Here is a 15562-nt window from a genome sequence, read left to right as displayed (position 1 = left end):
ATCGCAGCAATATGCGGCTGGGACGTCGACAAGGCAAGAGCCTGCCGCCCGACAAGGAGTGAAAAATGAGCTTGATTCAACAGCGTGCACCCCTCTCGCACGAGGAAGAATTCAAATACGCCAAGCTGGCGATGGAATGGTACGGTTGGGGATCGCCGATCGGCCTTGGCATCCTGCTCGTGTCGCTGGCCGCCGCGGCCGTGCTGGTGCGCATCGCCATCTACGGCTTTTGAGCATGACGGGATTCCGCCGGCGCCATCTTTGGCGCCGGGGGATGCTTCAACATCGTGTTTTGCAGAGGTCCCTCAGACGGCGACAACCTTGCTCAGATGTTCGCCCAGCCGGCAGGCCAGCGCGGTGATCGTCGTCGTCGGGTTGGCCTGACCAGAGGTGCAAAACACGGAGGAGCCGCCGACATAGAGATTGTCCATGCCATGCACCTTGCAGTTGGCGTCGACCACGCTCTTGGTGACATCGGTACCCATGCGCGTGCCGCCCATATGATGATGACCCGCCGTCTCGTCATTCGTCGGATAGTCGCCGCCATTGCTGATCCAGTCGGCGATGCGCACCCGACCGAGATTCTTCTCGATCAGCGTCGTGCCGAACAGCCTGAGCCCTTCAAGAAGGGTACGATGCTCCAGTTCCGATTTCTTCCAGTGCAGCTCGATGCGCGGCACCCCGGCGTGGTCGACGTCGGTCTTCGACAGCTCGATCTGGTTGGAGGCCTGTGGTGCCTGTTCCCAGGCGACATAAAGCTGGGCCGCGCAGCGCAGGTTCTGGCTGAGCTTGGAGGACATCCACTCGGCCATGTCAGGCGCCGTGCAGGCGAGATCGGCGATGAGGCTCTTGACGCCCGGATACGGCGTCTCGATCAGCCGGATGCCGAAATTCATGATCTGCAGCCGCTCCATCGCCGCGAGCGTCGGCGAGAAGAAGGCCTCGTTGACGGCATCGACCTCGAACTCGCTGTAGTTCGCCAGGATGGCGTTGCCGCCCTCGAAGGTCGGGTGTTCCATCCAGTAGCGGCCAAGCGCCGCCGCATTGGGCACGACACCGCCATTGGACCGCTGGTTCGACCACAAAAGCAGGCGCGAATTCTCCAGCCCACCGGTGCAGGTGATGAAGTAGTCGGCGCTGAAGGAGCCGGCATCCTGGCCGTTCGACCAGAGCTTGGCGCCGGTCACGCGTTTGCCGTCGCCGGCGAGCTCGGTGGCATAGGTGTTGAGCACGACGGCGATGTTCGGGCTCTTGTCGAGTTCGTCGGCGAATTTTTCGGCAAAGCGCACCGCCGGGCTCTTGATCAGCTGCACCCAGCGTATGTCGTCCGAGACCGGAACATCCGGCCGGAATTCGGGAAGGTCGAGGATGTCGCGCACCTCAGGCAGATAGGGCTCGATGTCGGCACGGCGGATCGGCCAGCCCGTATCCGGTGCCCAGGCCTTTGGCTCGAAATCCTGTTTGTCGAGCACGCGGCACCAGCCGGCCCAGTGGTTGGAGCTGCCGCCCATGAAGCGGAGCCGGGTGATGTCGAGATCGAAATAGAAATCGCCGACCGTGGTGCCACGGTAGAAATCCTGCGACTCGTCGCTGAACTCGCGCGAGCCGGCCTCCAGCACCACGACCGGGATGCCGGCGGCACCGAGCTTGCGGGCGATGGTGGTGCCGGCCGGGCCGGAACCTAGGATGCAGACCCTGGGTTTGAAGTTGGCGGCGCGAAACGCCTCGTAGCTGTCGAAGATCATGCCAGGTCACTCCGCTTGAGGATCCAGCCATTGACCTCGACGATCTCATTCGGATCGACCTGGGATGGACCGGCCCCTGATGGAGACGCGTTGGCTTCAGGCAGCTTGCGGAACAAGGACAGGGCAGGCAGTGCGATCAGCGCCTGCACGATCATGCGGCGCGGCATTTTTTTGATGAAGAAACTCATGATTGGTCTCTCGATGGGGGCCTCGACGATGCATGACGTTTCTCTGAACGGGACATGCACCGGGAAAGAAGCCGATTTCGTGCCAGACCTGGCCATGAAGCCGTTTCAAACCGGTTACTGGCGCGGCTCAGTACAAACACAGTTAGAATTCTCTTAACGGCAGCCGCAGGGCACGAGTCTCGGTTTCGCGCTTTCGGCCGGCCCGCAGTCGCCCGCCGGGAGTTTATGCGGCGGCCGAGATATCCGTGCCCAGGATCGACAGATTGCGGCCCGCATGCTTGGCTTGGTAGAGGCGCCGGTCGGCGGCACGCATCAGCTCGGAGACGTTGGCCTCCTCGCCGCACACGGTGCCGCCGATGCTGACGGTTAGCGGAATCGTCCGTTCGTCGACTGGCCGGAACCGGATCAGCTCGACTTCGCGGCGGATGCGCTCGGCGACCCGCTTGGCCTCCTTCTCGGTGGCGCCAATCAGAAACGCGCCGAACTCCTCGCCGCCGATGCGGCCCAGTACGTCGCCGCCGCGCACCCCGCGCTCGATGGCACTGGCGATCAACAGCAGCGCGTCGTCACCGGTCAGGTGGCCGAAACTGTCATTGATCCGCTTGAAATGATCGGCGTCGATGATCAGCAGCGCACCGCGGTCGGACTTGCGCCGGGAGCCATCCAGCGCCGCAAAGAAACTCTCCCGGTTGAGCATGCCCGTCATGTCGTCTCGGCTGGCCTTCTCCGCCAGGCGGCGGTGGGCGGCGGCGAGCTGGGCGTGCGCGCGGGCAAGTTCGCGATGCGCGTTCTTCAGCCTGTCGCTCTGCCAGAAGGTGCTGGCGCAAGCCACCCATGCGAGCACCAGCGGGCAGACGGTTGAGGTCAGCCAGATGGTTCGGTTGACCGGGAACCCCATGGCCGGAACAATGATCAGCGTCAGCAGGAGAGAGGTGGCGACGGAGGCGAAAGCGATGGCGGCGGATTTCAGAATAACGCTGTTCATCGCGAGCTCCCCACAGGACTGTCTCTGTGCCAGCAAGCCCTGAAGGCCACCTTTCCCGGATGGCTAAAATTTGAATCGTGAGGCCATTTCCGCTACCCTTGGCGCGTGGAAGTTGTGGATAAAGTCTCTTTCGGAATTTCCGTTTCATGCCATAAGGACGGCATGACCACGCTGCCTGATCCCGCCCGCTTCGCCCATGTCACCGACTGGGTGTTCGACCTCGACAACACGCTCTACCCGCACCATTCGAATCTGTTCTCGCAGATCGACGTCAAGATGACCGCCTATGTCGGGGAACTGCTGGCGCTGCCGCGCGAGGAGGCGCGCAAGCTGCAGAAGGAGCTTTATCGCGAATACGGCACGACGCTGAACGGGCTGATGACGCGCCATGGCATCGACCCCGACGACTTTCTCGAGAAGGTCCATGACATCGACTATTCCTGGCTGGTGCCCGATCCCGTCCTCGGCACCGCCATCCGCCAGCTTCCCGGCCGCAAGTTCATCTTCACCAATGGCGACCGCAAGCACGCCGAGCGCACCGCGCGCCAGCTTGGCATCCTCGATCATTTCGACGACATCTTCGATATCGTCGCCGCCGGCCTCAATCCCAAGCCCGCGCGCCAGACCTACGAGAAGTTCGCCGAACTGCACACCGTCACAGGCCACAATGCGGTGATGTTCGAGGATCTCGCCCGCAACCTGGAAGTGCCGAAGTCGCTGGGCATGACCACCGTGCTCGTCGTGCCACGCAATTTCGAGCCGACCTTTGCCGAAATCTGGGAGCGCGATCCCGCGCAGGAAGATGACGTCGACTACGTCACCGACGATCTCGCCGGGTTTCTGACAGGGATAGTCGCGGGGGGAGGAAGGCAGTAGGGCAGTAGGGCAGTAGGGCAGTAGGGCAGTAGGGCAGTAGGGCAGTAGAAGAAGGAGGCGTTCTCGGCCTCTGATTTTCAAATCTATTTCCCGTACTGCCTTACTGCCCTATTCCCTTATTCCCCTAATTTGTAGAAGCGGCTGATGATGCCCCAGGCTTCGTCGGCGGTGTCGACGAAATCGATGATGTCCTGGTCGCCGGGGCTGATCGTGCCTTGCTCGGCGAGGAAGTCGAGATCGATCGCCCGTTTCCAGAACGATTTGCCAAACAGGATCACCGGCACGCGCTCCATGCGTCCGGTCTGGATCAGCGTCAGCGTCTCGAAGAACTCGTCCATCGTGCCGAAGCCGCCGGGAAACACCGCCACCGCCTTGGCGCGCATGACGAAATGCATCTTGCGGATGGCGAAATAGTGGAAGTTGAAGCACAGCTCCGGCGTCACGTAGATGTTCGGCGCTTGCTCGTGCGGCAAAACGATGTTGAGGCCGATCGACGGGGCTCCGACATCGTCGGCGCCGCGATTTCCGGCTTCCATAACGCCGGGCCCGCCACCGGTCACCACGACATATTCGCGGTAGTATGATGTGGCCGACTGCTGCGAGCACAGGCGGGCGAATTTGCGCGCCTCCTCGTAATATTTGCTGTTTTCCTCGAGGTTCTTCTTCTGCGTCTCGTTCTTCGCCGCCCAGGCTTCGCCGCCCGGTTCCGGCAGACGCGCGCCGCCAAACAGGATCACCGTCGAACGGATGCCGCGCTCGGCCAGGATCATCTCCGGCTTCAGCAGTTCTAGCTGCAGCCTGACTGCGCGCAATTCGCGCCGCGTCATGAAATCAGGATCGTTCCACGCCAGCCGGTAGGTCTCGGCCCGCGTCTGCGGCGTGTCCGGCACGCTTTTCGACCGCTCCAGATCCTCGTCCGAATGCGGCAGCGGCGTCCACCCCGCCTTTTCCATAGGAGTCATATGTCTTACCCGTCCGATTCTTTCACTTGCGCCGTCCCATGACGCACCCGCGATTGACCCTCACCAAGGCTTCACTTAAGCAAGTTCCGCAAAAGTGTCCTGCGGTTTTGCGACAAGAACCTGCTCCAAGCAAAGACCTAGGCAGACGAAGCATGCCTTGGGTCCGCGCGACTTTGGAAACAGGTTAAGGCGTTGCCCCTTAACAGCTTGGTAATGGAGCGAATTCATGTCGAAGCCCGATCTGGCGAGCCTCGAAAGGACCATCGAGAAGGCCTTCGAGGAGCGCGACACGATTTCGACCGCGACCCGCGGCGAGACACGCGACGCCATCCAGTCGGCGCTCGACCTGCTCGACCACGGCACCGTCCGCGTCGCCGAGCGTCAGGCCGACGGCAAGTGGCATGTCAACCAGTGGCTGAAGAAGGCGGTGCTGCTCTCCTTCCGGCTGAACCCGATGGAGATCATCAAGGGCGGCCCGGGCGAGGCCGTGTGGTGGGACAAGGTGCCGTCCAAGTTCGACGGCTGGGGCGCCGTCGATTTCGAGAAGGCGGGCTTTCGCGCCGTGCCGTCGTCGATCGTGCGCCGCTCCGCCTATGTCGCGCCGGGTGCGGTGCTGATGCCGTCCTTCGTCAATGTCGGCGCCTATGTCGATACCGGCACCATGGTCGACACCTGGGCTTCGGTCGGCTCCTGCGCCCAGATCGGCAAGAATGTGCATCTGTCGGGCGGCGTCGGCATTGGCGGCGTGCTGGAGCCGATGCAGGCCGGCCCCACCATCATCGAGGACAATTGCTTCATCGGCGCGCGTTCGGAAGTGGTCGAGGGCTGCATCGTGCGTGAAGGCTCGGTACTCGGCATGGGCGTCTTCATCGGCCAGTCGACCAAGATCGTCGACCGCGCCACCGGCGAGGTCTTCTATGGAGAAGTGCCGCCCAATTCAGTCGTCGTCGCCGGCTCGATGCCGGGCAAGGCTTTTCCAAACAACGAGCCGGGTCCCGGCCTCTACTGCGCCGTCATCGTCAAGCGGGTCGACGCTAAGACCCGGTCGAAGACCTCGATCAACGAATTGCTGCGCGATTGATCTTTCCGCCAAGCAGGCGCACCTTCCGCCGGCGCGACAATGGGTCGCGTTGGTTCAAAGTGGAGGGGTGACATGGACTGGAAATATCTTCTGACGAGCTTCGATGGCCGCATCAACCGTGCCAAATTCTGGGCTGGCATCGGCGTATTCATCGTTATAGGCATTGTTGGCTTCATTCTCGACTCGATCCTTGGCACGCGTATCACCACCGGCAGTGGTGCCCAGATCGGCATCATCGGCATCGTCTTGGCGCTGGCATCGATCTATTTCGCGATTGCGCTCTATGCCAAACGCTGGCACGACCGCAACAAGTCGGGCTGGTGGACGCTGATCGGCCTGGTACCCATCATTGGCGGCATCTGGCTGCTGGTCGAGCTCGGCATTCTCCAAGGCACCAGCGGTGCCAATCAATACGGACCGGACCCGCTTGCCTGACAAATCAGATTTCACCTGGCTTTTCTTCAGGACATCGGGCCGCGTTAACCGCGCGGCCTATGTTCTGGGCGTACTGCTCGTGACCATCATCCAGGCATTTCCGATCTATCACTTCAAGCTGGTGCCAGAAGGCAGCCCTGAAAGCGCGGTGTGGTGGTTCATTTCTGCCGTCGTTATCATGGCCTCACTCTGGCCACTTCTTGTGCTTGCCGGGAAGCGGCTGCACGACCTCGACAAGCCGGGCATTGCCGCGCTGATCCTGTTCGTGCCCGTGGTCTCGATCGTTGCCTTCCTTGTATTGTGCCTGTTTCCAGGGCAGCCTGGGCCCAATCGCTATGGCCGGCGTACCAACGAGCCGGCACAACCCTAGAGCCGGATGATTTCAGGTCGAATCGACCTGAAATCTGAATCCGCCTCTAAACCGAAGAGATAGAGCATGATGTCGTCCGAAAACCGCGTCACACTTTTCGGCATCATGCTCTGAGGACCGATCGGACATGCGCTACCGCACGCTTGATCCGAAACTGATCATCGACACCGCCGAACGGCTGCAGAGCCGCGTCTCCGAGCGTTTTCCCAATGCCGGACTGCGCGGCGTAGCCAGCGAGCTGGTGTCGCTGTCGCGCGATCTGGCCAAGGCCGCTCAGGCGCTCGAAGCGCCGATCTGGTGGCTGCGCGGCCTAATCATCGCCGCCTTCGTCGCCGGTGTGCTGGTGTTCGTGTTTGTTGGCACGATCCTGCCTCTCGACCGCATCTCTGGAAACGACGATGCCCTGCAATCGGTGCAAGGCATCGAGGCATCGATCAACACCGTCATTCTCGCCGTGCTCGGCCTGCTCGCGCTGATCCGCACCGAGGAGCGCATCAAGCGCAAGCAGGTCTTTCGCCAGCTGCACGGCCTGCGCTCGCTGATCCATGTCATCGATATGCACCAGCTGACCAAGGATCCCGCGACGCTTTCCGCCAACTTCAGGCCAACGGCGAACTCACCGGCGCGCATCACCAATGCGGCGGATTTGGCGCGCTACCTCGACTATTGTTCCGAAATGCTGTCGATCACCGGCAAGATCGCCGCACTCTTCGCGCAGTCGGTCAATGACGACGTCGTCATCGACGGCGTCAACGATATCGAGAATCTGAGCTCGAACCTATCGCGAAAAATCTGGCAGAAGATCACGCTGATCGAGAGCCACCCGGCGGCGCTACCTGTTCCGGCGCCAGGCCCGGCGAGCCAAGCCGCGCCGCTTCCGCGACGCGCACCAAAGCGGTAACGCGCTTCAGCAGCGGCGCCGGCGTACCCGTTCTTTCGGCGAGGCCGAGCACTGCCCCTTGCAGCTCGCCGATCTCCGTCGGCCGGCCGCGTTGCAAATCGTCCCACATCGACGAGCGTGCCTCAGGGTCGATCGCCAGCATGCGCCGCGCCAACAGCCTGAACAGCCAGTCCGGCAGCCGGAGCACCTTGGGCAACAGTCCGGGTCGCAAACCGGCGATCCGTGCCGGCTCGATGCCGGAGGCTTTCATGGCCCGCAGCGCCTCGTCGATCTGGCCGGCCAGGATCAGCCGCCAGCGGCGATCGGCAAGTTCGGTTGCCAGCGGCAGGCCGGAAAGCGCCACCAGCGCGTTGTTCAAATTCATCAGCAGCTTGCCCCACAGCACCGCCTTCATGTCGGCATGGGCCTCGACCGCGAACCCTTCGACGGCGAGAAGCCGGACCAGGCCGGCGTCGCCGTCCTCGATCATCACCTTGCCGTCGCTGGCGCGGTGGACGCGCAGCGGCAGCTCGCCGTCGGGCGACTGCACCACATTGAACGGCACCATGCCGGCCAGCACCGTTCGCGGGCCAAGTCCGGCGCGCAGCCGGTAGGCATTGTCGACGCCGTTCTGCAGGCTGACCACCACGGCGTCGGGGCGGGCATGCGCCTTGATAAGCGCGGCCATCTCCTGCGTCGCGCCGCTCTTTACCGTCACCAGGATCACGTCCGCGTCAGGCAAGGCGGCGGCCGGATCGCTGGTGATCCTGAGCGCATCCGATTGGATTGAGCGGTCGCGACCTTCGAGGTCGGTGATACGCAATCCGCCCTGCAATGCCGCTTCGATTCGCGGCCGCACCAGCAGGCTAACCCGGCGCCCGGCGAGCATCAGGCAGCCGCTGGCATAGCAGCCGATGCTGCCGGCACCGGCGATCACGATCGTCCTGTCCGCTTCCGCCATCCCGTCCCTCCGCATCGGCCGAAACTATACGACATGAAAACCATAATGTCGGCGCCATCGCAGGCCATTGAACTGGCCCTTATGTCAGGCCGTGACAGGCCCTCAGCTTTCGACTATCGCTTTTGCCATGACGCTGCCGACCGATCCCGCCGCAAATCTCGCCACTCTCATTCGTTGCGCCTCGGTGACACCAGCCGAAGGCGGCGCGCTTGGCGCCCTGGAAACGATGCTGAAACCGCTCGGCTTTCTGGTCGACAGGCCGGTGTTCTCGGAAGATGGCACGCCCGACATCGAGAATCTCTATGCAAGGCGGTCCGGCAACGGCCCGCATCTGATGTTTGCCGGCCATACCGACGTGGTGCCGGTCGGCGACGAAGCCGCGTGGACGCATCCGCCTTTCGCCGCCGAGATCGCCAATGGCGAGATGTATGGCCGTGGCGCCGTCGACATGAAGGGCGGCATTGCCTGTTTCATCGCCGCCGTGGCGCGCCATGTCGAGAACAATGGCGGCCCCAAGGGCTCGGTCTCGCTGCTGATCACCGGCGACGAGGAAGGGCCTGCCATCAACGGCACCGTCAAGCTGCTCGAATGGGCCGCGTCCCGGGGCGAGAAATGGGATGCTTCGATCGTTGGGGAACCGACCAATCCGGACGCGCTCGGCGACATGATCAAGATCGGCCGTCGCGGCTCGATGTCCGGTTCAATCACCGTCAATGGCCGTCAGGGCCATGCCGCCTATCCCTTGCTTGCCGACAATCCGGTGCGCGGGCTGATGAGTCTGGTCGACGCCTTGCTGCATCCCGTCTTTGACAAGGGCACGAAGGATTTCCAGCCGACCAATCTGGAGGTGACCTCCATCGATGTAGGCAACCCGGCCACCAACGTGATTCCGGCCAAGGCGACAGCCACCTTCAACATCCGCTTCAACGACACCTGGACCGCCGAGACCGTCCAGGCCGAAATCCACAACCGGCTTGACCAGGCAGCCAAGCGCAAGAAGTATAGGCCGGGCAAGAAAACGCCGGTCGATTACGACCTCGTCTGGCGCGACCGGCCAAGCCACGTCTTCCTGACCCGCGACGACAAGCTTGTCGACACGCTTGCCGGTTCGATCAAGGCGGCGGTCGGCAAGGAGCCGACATTGTCGACGTCCGGCGGCACGTCGGATGCGCGTTTCATCAAGGATTATTGCCCGGTGGTCGAGTTCGGCCTGGTTGGCAAGACCATGCATATGGTCGACGAGCGCGTCGCCATCGCCGATCTCGAAACGCTGACGCGGATCTATCAGCGCTTCATCGAAGACTGGTTCGGACAGGGCTGATGAGCATGCTTACGGCGGACGAGACCCAAGCTTCGCTGACCGGCGCCTGGCGGCTGATGCTCGGCAAGACCGACGGATTGCGCCTGCTCGACCTGTCAGCCGACGGGTTCTGGAATTCCTTTTTCGCCATCATTGTTGCGGCACCGGCGCTGATCGTCGGCTGGGTCGGGATCGCCAACGAGATCGGCGATCCCGACGCCTTCGCCGGCCGCTTCAGCATGCTGATGCGCCTGGCGACGGTCGATATCGGCTCCTGGGTGCTGCCGCTGGTCGCGCTCGCTTTGGTCGCGCGGCGCGCCGGCATCGGTGGCCGCTTCGTCCACTATGTCGTGGCCAGCAACTGGGCTTCGGCCATCACTGCCTGGCTGATGCTGCCCTCGGCGCTGATCAGGCTCTTCCTGTCATCCGCGAGCCAGGTCTCGAGCCTTGTGTCGCTGTTGCTGTTTGCGCTGTCGATGGTGCTGACCTGGCGCATGACCAACGCCACGATCGGCAAGGGCGCGGCGGTTGGCACCGCCGTTTTCGTCGGCATGTTCATCGCTTCGCTGCTGGTGCTGTTCGGGCTGCAGGCGCTGCTTGGCATTACCGTGCCGGACGATGTTGGGGCTCAGAGCCTTTCCGGGCTCTATTCCGGATAGAGCCGAGCTCTATTCCGGGTAATCGACACCAATGAGGAAAAGCCCGTCGGGCGGCGCCACCTGGCCGCAAGCGGCGCGGTCTTGCGCCTCGAGTGCTGCCTTGAGATCGGCAGTGGTCCAGCCGCCATCGCCCACCCGCTTCAGCGAGCCGACCATCGAGCGGACCTGATTGTGCAGAAACGAACGCGCCGAAGCCTTGACCTCGATCAAGTCACCGTGCCGGCTCACATCGAGCCGCTCCAGTGTCCGCACCGGGCTGTTGGCTTGGCATTGGGTCGAGCGGAAGGTGGTGAAGTCGTGCCGGCCCAGCAGGACTTTCGCCGCTTCGTGCATGGCGTCGGCGTCGAGCCGCTTCGGCACCCACCACACCTTGCCCTTCTCCAGGGCCGCGGGCGCGCGCCGGTTGAGAATGCGATAGAGATAATGGCGCCCGGTGGCCGAGAAGCGGGCGTCGAAATCGTCTGGGACAACGCCGGCCTTCAGGATGGCAACATGCGCGCCGGCCGCCTGCAGATGCGCGTTGATGGCATCGCGCACCTTGTCACCAGGCCAAGCCTTGGCGAGGTCAACGTGCGCCACCTGGGCGGTGGCATGCACGCCGGCATCGGTGCGGCCGGCGGCGCGCATCCGCACCGCCTCGCCGCTGAATTTTTCGATCGCCTGCTCGATCGCCTGCTGCACCGAAGGCTGGTCGGCCTGATGCTGCCAGCCGGCGAAAAGGCTGCCGTCATATTCGATGTCGAGGCGAAAACGCGGCATTTGCGGCTATAGCTCTCGCCTCGAGCAATTCCAGGAAAAGTATGAAGCGGTTTTCCGTTCGGAATTGCGTTAAACCAAAGAGGTAGAGCAGGCCACCGTTTCCACGAAACGGGGGGCTGCTCTACGCGGCGAGAGCGGTGAAGGCAGATGCGTAGACCAGCTTTCCGGCCTCGGGGGCATCGCCCCAGGTCAGTGCCTGCAGCGCCTCGCCCTGGTATTCGCTCTCGAACTTTTCGGCCCGTGCATGGCTGTAGCCGAAACGGCCATAATAGGCCGGGTCGCCCAGCACCACGGCCAGCGTCTCGCCGGCATCCCTGAGGCGAATATGCGCCTCACGGATCAGCGCGCCGCCAATGCCGCTGCCATGGAACGAGGGTTCCACCGCCAGCGGCGCCAGCGCCACGGCCGCAAAGCTCTTGCCGCCATTCTGGACGAACAGCCGCGAAAACAGGATATGGCCGACGACCTGGCCGTCTTCTTCCGCCACCAGCTCGGCAATCGCGTCGCCGCCGGTCACCAGCGCATCGACCAGCCCGGCCTCCGCCTGCTGGCCGAAAGCGTGTTCCTCGACGAGGCGAATGGCCTCGCGATCCCGCGGCGTTGCCGCGCGTATCGACATCATGCTCATGAGAACTTCATTCCTTTTACGATCTTGGCTCCGCGCAGGAATTCCGACGCGGCGGCGGGCTTTCCGCCCGCACGTTGAACTTCGACCAGTCTGACCGCGCCTGCCCCGCAGGCGACCGTCAGCCGGTCATCGAGAATTCCTCCCGACTCGCCCAAATCTTCCGAAAGCGACAGGCCTTCAGACAGCGTCGAGCGAAGCAGTTTCAGCCGTTCCATGCGGCCGCCAATGTCAATCTCGGACCAGGCGCCGGGAAAGGGCGACAGGCCACGAAGGTGGTTGTGGACCTCGGCCGCAGGCCGCGTCCAGTCCACACGCGTCTCGGATTTATCGATTTTTCTGGCATAAGTCACCCCTTCCGCCGCTTGCGCGGTAAATGTCAGGGTGTTCCTTTCCAGTCGCGCCAGCGCTTCCACCATCAGGGCAGCACCGACGCTCATCAACCGATCATGCAGATCGCCGGCTGTCATATCGGGTTCGATGGCGCATTTTTCAAGCAATCCCACCGGTCCGGTGTCCAAGCCCTCTTCCATGCGCATCACCATCATGCCGGTTTCCAGGTCGCCCGCCATGATGGCGCGCTGGATGGGAGCGGCACCGCGCCAGCGCGGCAAGAGCGATGCATGGCCGTTGATGCAGCCAAGCCCGGGTGCGTCGAGAATTGCCTTCGGCAGCAGCAAACCATAGGCGACGACCACGGCGACATCGGCCCGCAAGGCACGAAAAGCGGCCTGCTCGGCCTCGCCCTTGAGCGATGTCGGCGTCCGCACCTCGATGCCCAGCCGCTCCGCCCCGCCCTGTACCGGCGACGGCGTCACCTCAAGCCCGCGCCGGCCGGCAGCGCGTGGCGGCTGTGTGTAGACAGCGGCAATCTCATGTCCCGCTTCGGCAATGGCGCGCAACGTCGGCGCCGAAAACTCCGGCGTGCCCATGAAGATGACGCGAAGGGGCATTCTTCTTCCGATATCCTGTCTTCTGCTTGCCCGCCGTGAGCCGGCTTATTCCCCAGCTTCAAACGGGTTTACGAGCTTCAGGTCAAGCCCGTCGAAGTCGCGGACATTACGCGTCGCAAGCGTTGCATCGTGAGCGAGGCAGATTGCGGCGATCATACCATCGGAAAGACTGATCGGGCGCCCAATCCTTTCCCGTGCTGCACGCAGCTTGCCGGCAAGTCGAGGGATCAAACCGGAAAATTCCACGATACGACCCGCAAACTGCTGCGAAACCAGCTGATCGAGCGCACGAACATAGCGGTCCGATCCTGTCTTGTTCAAAAACCGTTCGGCACCGAAAGACTGCTCCATGATGACCGGCCCGCACATATAGAGTGCGAGGAGATCCTGTTTGCGGAACCAGTCGGAGACATTCGAGTCGGGCGCGGGTTTGCTGGCTTCGGAAACAACATTGGTATCGAGGACGATCACTCGAAATCCTCGGCTGGGCGGCCGAAGTCGCGTTTCCTGCCAGCTTCGATTTCGTCCATGATCTCCGAAAATTCATCGCCAATCGCATTCTCAGCCACAAATGCCGAGCGAATCGCGTCCCATGCTGAAAGACCCGGCTCCGGCTTTGGCTCCTTTTCCGCGACCATGCCTTTACGCAAAAGATCGATCGCCTTGCCTGACAGGCTTTGGCCGCCCTTACGCGCCGCTTGTTCGATTTCGCGCTTCAAGGGTTCGGGAATATCTCTGATCAACATGTCGCCCATGGGCACCTCCAACGATTGATATCAATGATATCAAAAACTGTGCCCATGCTCAACGAAATTCGATAATTGGCAAAGGGACAAGGCGAAATGAACATCGCGAGCTGCTATCCCACCAGCTTGCCCGGTGCCCTGTCCTTGGCGAGCTTCTTGAATTTCTTGACCACCATGTCGCGCTTCAGCTTCGAGATGTGGTCGATGAACAGCACGCCGTTGAGATGGTCGATCTCATGCTGCAGGCAGGTCGCCATGAGGCCCTCGGCCTCCATCTCCTGCAGCTTGCCGTCGCGGTCGAGGTATTTCACCCGAACGGAAGCTGGACGTTCGACCTCGGCGTAATAATCCGGGATCGACAGGCAGCCTTCCTCATAGACCGAGCGCGCTTCGGCGCTGCTGAGGACCTCAGGGTTGATGAAGACATGCGGCGCCGGCGTCTCGTCTTCCTTGGCGAGGTCGATCACCAGCATGCGCAATGGCTCGCCGATCTGGATTGCCGCCAGCCCGATGCCCGGCGCGTCATACATGGTCGCCAGCATGTCGTCGGCTAATGCGCGCAATGGCGCGTCGACGCGCTCCACCGGCTTGGAAAGCTGGCGCAGGATGGGATCGGGAAGGATGATGAGCGGCTTGATCGGCATGGCGTTCCACCTAAGACCTCCGGCGAAAAGCGTCAACCGGGGCATCTCAGCCGTGTTCTTGTTTTGATCTGTGCGATCAGGCCGAATCGGCTATGCTGTCCACATGAATGACCTGAGCACCATCCTTTCGGAGCCTGTGGCACGGCTTGGCGCCACCACGATCACGCTCGGCCATGCCCTGGCCTTCGGTGCATTGTTGTTTCTCGGCCTGTTCGTGGCGCTGGTCATCGCGCTGTGGCGGTCGGCCAAGGCGCGTGCGGTTGCTGCCGCGGAGGCAGCCGACCATGCCCGCGATGCCGAAGCGCGGATGGCCGGCATATTGCAAAGCCAGGCCGAGATGCAGGGTCGCATGGGCGCCATCGCCGAAGTGTTCGGGGCGCGCCAGGCGGAGCTGACGCAGTCCATCGGCCAGCGGCTCGACGCCATGACCGGCCGGCTCGGCCAGACCATGACCGAGCAGACCAAATCCACGCATGAGAGCCTGGCCAAACTGCAGGAGCGGCTGGCGATCATCGATGTCGCGCAAGGCAACATCCAGTCGCTCGCCGGCCAGGTCGTGCAGTTGCAGGCGATCCTCTCCAACAAACAGACGCGCGGTGCCTTCGGCCAGTCGCGCATGGAGGCGATTGTCGCCGACGGCCTGCCGATGGGCGCATACGAATTCCAGGCGACCCTGTCGAATGGCAGCCGGCCCGATTGCCTGGTGAAGATGCCGAACGGCGCGCCGTCGCTGGCCATCGATGCCAAATTTCCACTGGAAGCCTGGAACGCCATCCGCGCCGCCGATGGCGCCGACCTGCAGAAGGTCGCGTCGCAAGCATTCCGACGCGACATCGAGATCCATGTCCGCGACATTTCGGAAAAATACCTGATCCAGGGCGAGACGCAGGACACCGCCTTCATGTTTGTGCCGTCGGAATCGGTGTTCGCCGAGATCCACGAGAATTTCGAGGCGATCGTCCACAAGGCGCATCGCGCCCGCGTGGTCATCGTCTCGCCGTCGCTGCTGATGCTGTCGATCCAGGTCATCCAGGCGATCCTCAAGGATGCCCGCATGCGCGAACAGGCGCATCTGATCCAGGGCGAGGTGATAAGGCTGATGGAGGATGTCGCGCGCGTCGACGAGCGCGTGCGCAAGCTGCAGGTCCATTTCGGCCAGTCGGCCAAGGACATCGACGATATCCTTGTCTCGACATCGAAGGTAACCAAGCGCGGCCAGAAGATAGAGGCGCTGGAGTTCGGTGTACAGGCCGAGGGCGAAGCCAGCCCCGACGCTGCATCACGGGCGCCCGCGGCGAAGATCGACACAGGCGGCGCCCGCGTCGCCGATTCGAAGACAGGGCAGCTCAGGCTGAGGGTCGTCGAAGGCGACGACTGAACGGATATTTTCCGC

Annotated in this window: 20 protein-coding genes; 9 read left to right on the top strand and 11 right to left on the bottom strand. The window is 62.7% G+C overall.

Going from position 1 to position 15562, the window contains the following annotated elements:
- Positions 1-65 precede the first annotated feature (65 nt).
- The gene (locus ACZYHG_RS05540) at positions 66-233 is read left to right on the top strand and encodes a hypothetical protein (protein WP_202596400.1); all 168 of its coding nucleotides are present in this window, start codon (positions 66-68) and stop codon (positions 231-233) included.
- Positions 234-305: 72 nt separating this feature from the next.
- Here ACZYHG_RS05540 and ACZYHG_RS05535 read toward each other — a convergent pair whose 3' ends face one another.
- From ACZYHG_RS05535 to ACZYHG_RS05525, 3 genes are all read right to left on the bottom strand, one after another.
- On the bottom strand, positions 306-1745 hold the full coding sequence (locus ACZYHG_RS05535) for a GMC oxidoreductase (RefSeq protein WP_464612896.1): 1440 nt from the start codon (positions 1743-1745) through the stop codon (positions 306-308).
- Positions 1742-1933, bottom strand: a complete 192-nt coding sequence (locus tag ACZYHG_RS05530) for a hypothetical protein (RefSeq protein WP_027032357.1) — start codon at positions 1931-1933, stop codon at positions 1742-1744. The genes ACZYHG_RS05535 and ACZYHG_RS05530 overlap by 4 nt, the downstream gene beginning before the upstream one ends.
- Before the next feature lie 223 nt (positions 1934-2156).
- A complete protein-coding gene (locus ACZYHG_RS05525; protein WP_464614626.1) occupies positions 2157-2918 on the bottom strand; it encodes a GGDEF domain-containing protein in 762 nt (253 codons plus the stop codon).
- 162 nt (positions 2919-3080) lie between these two features.
- Between ACZYHG_RS05525 and ACZYHG_RS05520 the strand changes: the two genes are divergently transcribed.
- Positions 3081-3794, top strand: a complete 714-nt coding sequence (locus ACZYHG_RS05520) for a pyrimidine 5'-nucleotidase (protein ID WP_464612895.1) — start codon at positions 3081-3083, stop codon at positions 3792-3794.
- A gap of 116 nt (positions 3795-3910) precedes the next feature.
- Here ACZYHG_RS05520 and ACZYHG_RS05515 read toward each other — a convergent pair whose 3' ends face one another.
- Entirely contained in the window at positions 3911-4756 is an 846-nt protein-coding gene (locus ACZYHG_RS05515; protein WP_013528481.1) for an LOG family protein, read from the bottom strand.
- A 226-nt stretch (positions 4757-4982) separates the two neighbouring features.
- Here ACZYHG_RS05515 and dapD point away from each other — a divergent pair, with 226 nt between their 5' ends.
- From dapD to ACZYHG_RS05495, 4 genes are all read left to right on the top strand, one after another.
- On the top strand, positions 4983-5837 hold the full coding sequence (dapD, locus tag ACZYHG_RS05510) for a 2,3,4,5-tetrahydropyridine-2,6-dicarboxylate N-succinyltransferase (RefSeq protein WP_464612894.1): 855 nt from the start codon (positions 4983-4985) through the stop codon (positions 5835-5837).
- A gap of 72 nt (positions 5838-5909) precedes the next feature.
- Positions 5910-6272 (top strand): DUF805 domain-containing protein, encoded by a 363-nt coding sequence (locus ACZYHG_RS05505; protein WP_464612893.1) that lies wholly within the window; start codon positions 5910-5912, stop codon positions 6270-6272.
- Positions 6265-6642, top strand: a complete 378-nt coding sequence (locus ACZYHG_RS05500) for a DUF805 domain-containing protein (RefSeq protein ID WP_464612892.1) — start codon at positions 6265-6267, stop codon at positions 6640-6642. Before ACZYHG_RS05505 ends, ACZYHG_RS05500 begins: the two co-directional genes overlap by 8 nt.
- Positions 6643-6769: 127 nt before the next feature.
- A complete protein-coding gene (locus tag ACZYHG_RS05495) occupies positions 6770-7543 on the top strand; it encodes a hypothetical protein (protein WP_464612891.1) in 774 nt (257 codons plus the stop codon).
- Here ACZYHG_RS05495 and ACZYHG_RS05490 read toward each other — a convergent pair.
- On the bottom strand, positions 7446-8483 hold the full coding sequence (locus tag ACZYHG_RS05490) for a 2-dehydropantoate 2-reductase (RefSeq protein ID WP_464612890.1): 1038 nt from the start codon (positions 8481-8483) through the stop codon (positions 7446-7448). The two genes, ACZYHG_RS05495 and ACZYHG_RS05490, sit on opposite strands and share 98 nt — an antisense overlap.
- A 127-nt stretch (positions 8484-8610) precedes the next feature.
- Between ACZYHG_RS05490 and dapE the strand changes: the two genes are divergently transcribed.
- Both dapE and ACZYHG_RS05480 read left to right on the top strand, forming a co-directional pair.
- Complete coding sequence (dapE, locus tag ACZYHG_RS05485) at positions 8611-9804, top strand: succinyl-diaminopimelate desuccinylase (protein WP_464612889.1); 1194 nt, start codon at positions 8611-8613, stop codon at positions 9802-9804.
- A gap of 5 nt (positions 9805-9809) precedes the next feature.
- Complete coding sequence (locus ACZYHG_RS05480; protein ID WP_464614625.1) at positions 9810-10442, top strand: transporter; 633 nt, start codon at positions 9810-9812, stop codon at positions 10440-10442.
- A gap of 9 nt (positions 10443-10451) precedes the next feature.
- Here ACZYHG_RS05480 and truA read toward each other — a convergent pair whose 3' ends face one another.
- The 6 genes from truA to def all read right to left on the bottom strand — a co-directional run bounded on the left by truA (position 10452) and on the right by def (position 14169).
- The gene (gene truA, locus ACZYHG_RS05475; RefSeq protein WP_464612888.1) at positions 10452-11201 is read right to left on the bottom strand and encodes a tRNA pseudouridine(38-40) synthase TruA; all 750 of its coding nucleotides are present in this window, start codon (positions 11199-11201) and stop codon (positions 10452-10454) included.
- A 121-nt stretch (positions 11202-11322) separates the two neighbouring features.
- A complete protein-coding gene (locus ACZYHG_RS05470; protein ID WP_027032370.1) occupies positions 11323-11829 on the bottom strand; it encodes a GNAT family N-acetyltransferase in 507 nt (168 codons plus the stop codon).
- Positions 11826-12779 carry a methionyl-tRNA formyltransferase gene (gene fmt, locus ACZYHG_RS05465; protein WP_464612887.1) on the bottom strand — a complete coding sequence of 318 codons (954 nt, stop codon included), beginning with the start codon at positions 12777-12779 and terminating at the stop codon, positions 11826-11828. The genes ACZYHG_RS05470 and fmt overlap by 4 nt, the downstream gene beginning before the upstream one ends.
- A 45-nt stretch (positions 12780-12824) precedes the next feature.
- Positions 12825-13250, bottom strand: coding sequence for a PIN domain-containing protein (locus tag ACZYHG_RS05460; RefSeq protein WP_464612886.1), 426 nt, complete (start codon positions 13248-13250; stop codon positions 12825-12827).
- Positions 13247-13534 (bottom strand): plasmid stabilization protein, encoded by a 288-nt coding sequence (locus tag ACZYHG_RS05455; protein ID WP_464612885.1) that lies wholly within the window; start codon positions 13532-13534, stop codon positions 13247-13249. The genes ACZYHG_RS05460 and ACZYHG_RS05455 overlap by 4 nt, the downstream gene beginning before the upstream one ends.
- Positions 13535-13638: 104 nt before the next feature.
- Positions 13639-14169, bottom strand: coding sequence for a peptide deformylase (gene def, locus ACZYHG_RS05450; RefSeq protein WP_464612884.1), 531 nt, complete (start codon positions 14167-14169; stop codon positions 13639-13641).
- Positions 14170-14272: 103 nt separating this feature from the next.
- On the opposite strand from def, the gene ACZYHG_RS05445 reads away from it, so the two are divergent.
- Positions 14273-15547 carry a DNA recombination protein RmuC gene (locus ACZYHG_RS05445; protein WP_464612883.1) on the top strand — a complete coding sequence of 425 codons (1275 nt, stop codon included), beginning with the start codon at positions 14273-14275 and terminating at the stop codon, positions 15545-15547.
- Positions 15548-15562 lie beyond the last annotated feature (15 nt).

Source organism: Mesorhizobium subarcticum (assembly GCF_055456085.1).
This window is presented reverse-complemented; position numbering and strand designations above follow the sequence as displayed.